Annotated in this window: 2 protein-coding genes; both read left to right on the top strand. The window is 56.9% G+C overall.

Translation table 11 applies throughout. The features are described 5' to 3' along the window. Positions 1 to 479: glutaminase (locus A3730_RS26415; RefSeq protein WP_197477660.1), on the top strand; the 479-nt coding region annotated here is incomplete at its 5' end. Next, entirely contained in the window at positions 479 to 1,651 is a 1,173-nt protein-coding gene (locus A3730_RS26410; RefSeq protein ID WP_063539176.1) for a YdiY family protein, read from the top strand. The genes A3730_RS26415 and A3730_RS26410, both read left to right, overlap by 1 nt. Positions 1,652 to 1,669: the final 18 nt, after the last annotated feature.

Genomic DNA, 1,669 nt, shown 5'->3' with positions numbered 1-1,669 from the left:
TCTACAAGTCGGAAGCGGCTACCAACCAACGTAACCAGGCGATTGCTCACCTGATGTATGCCTACGGCCATATCGAAGGCGACCCGCTGCAGGCCACCGACATTTATACCCGCCAGTGTTCTGTGGGTGTGAATGCCAAGGACCTGGGCACCATGGCGGCGACGCTGGCCAACGCAGGCACCAACCCGGTTACCGGCAAGGCGCTGGTGAAACCGGAAGACATGCCGGAAATCCTGGCAGTGATGGCGACGGCCGGGCTGTATGACGATGCGGGCAAGTGGTTGTACAAAACCGGCCTGCCTGCCAAGAGTGGTGTGGGCGGTGGTATTATTGCCGTTTCCCCGGGCAAGTTCGGCATTGCGGCTATTTCCCCGCCGCTGGATGAGGCCGGTAACAGCGTACGCGCCCAGAAAGCCATTGCGGATATCTCCGCAGCCCTGGGTGGCAACCCGTACGAAGCCGTACCTTATGGTAAGTAATGAAAAAAGTAGTGGTTAAAGGCTGGCCAGCAATGGCTGGCCAATCTTCTGGCAGCGCTTCTGGCCAGACAAGCAAACAGGCAGCCCTCTGGGCTGCCTGTTTGCTTGTCGGCACCCTTCCAGCCGCCGCCTTTGCAGCGGACCAAACCTTTGACACGGCCAGTACCCCGCCAGAGATCTGGCGGCCGCCCAGTTTCGACGTGCAGCAATGGGACTGGATACAGCTGGATACTGGCGAGTGGGTTAAAGGGCGGATCAAGGTCCTGCATGAAGAGTCGGTGGAAATCGACAGTGATCATTTCGATCTGATTTCCATCGACTGGGAAGACGTGGCCTATATCCGTACGGGGCGCGTCATGTCGGTGCTGCTGGATGGCGGTGAAGTGATACTGGGGCGTTTGACCACGGAAAGCGGCAAGCTGCTGGTGGGGGGCGAACCGGTCGAGTTTCCCCAGGTGGTTGGCATTGCCTCTGCCTCCCCCCGGGAATTTGATTTATGGACGGCGGATATTTCGGTGGGCCTGAATTTCCGCAGTGGTAACGTGGAACAGAAAGACCTGAACACCAAGGTTTCACTGAAACGCCGCACGGTAAAGAATAATACCAAGATGAGTTATACCGGTAACTATTCGGAATCGGAGTCCGAGCAGCTGGCCAATAACCACACGGCGAGCCTGAGTCATGATTATCGGATCAGCCATAAGTGGTTTTTCAGACCGATTCAGGCGGAATATTACCGTGATCCGTTCCAGAACCGGGAAGCGGAATGGACGGTGGGTTTTGGCGCGGGCTACCAGATTTTTGATAGCCCCAAGCTGGACTGGACGGTATCGGCAGGCCCCGGTTACCAGCGTACCGAGTATGTGGATGTGGTAGAGGGTGAAGACCGTACGGTCTCCACCGGAGCGTTCCTGATAGGGACGTTTTACGATCAGGACATTACCGACAATATCGAGCTGGAAGTTGATTACCAGGTGACGCTGACAGAAGCCAAAGCCGGTCGCGCCAAGCATGATTTCTATGTGGCACTGGACGTGGATCTGACCAGCCGTTTGGACCTGCGTTTGGCGGGCACCTGGAAACGTATCGAAAGTCCGCAGCCGGACAGTGACGGTATTACCCCGGAAAAAGACGACTTTACCGCTACCCTGGGGCTTGCGCTGGAGATATAGCGATGTTGAGCCAGCGCT

The sequence above is a fragment of the Alcanivorax sp. HI0044 genome (assembly GCF_001634945.1).
This window is presented reverse-complemented; position numbering and strand designations above follow the sequence as displayed.